This is a genomic window from Vibrio sp. S12_S33 (genome assembly GCF_963889785.1).
Classification (GTDB): domain Bacteria; phylum Pseudomonadota; class Gammaproteobacteria; order Enterobacterales; family Vibrionaceae; genus Vibrio; species Vibrio aestuarianus.
The window spans coordinates 1-248 of the sequence record NZ_CAWPQZ010000400.1; the positions used below are offsets into that span (position 1 = coordinate 1).

1 pseudogene is annotated in these 248 nt (G+C 40.7%); it reads left to right on the plus strand.

From position 1 onward, the window contains the following. Window positions 1-143: 143 nt before the first annotated feature. Window positions 144-248 (plus strand): annotated as a pseudogene (locus AACW06_RS20585) (DJ-1/PfpI family protein); the annotation flags it as partial.

A 248-nucleotide genomic window follows, 5' to 3' on the forward strand; every position in this document is an offset into this window, starting at 1 on the left:
GGCTCCCTATTAAATCCATTTAATCAGGTGTGTTTTTGGCGAAATTCATTAGATCAGAATGAGCGATGCGCGTCTACTCATTGTTTTATATAGAAATTATGAGGGGATTCGTAAGAACGCGGCGTTATGTGCATGGAGGCGCAATGAACATAGGTATCTACATTTACGATCAAGCTGAAGTTCTTGATTTTTCGGGTCCATTTGAAGTTTTTAGTACAGCTAAACGGCTTGGTGCTGAGAGTCTGAAC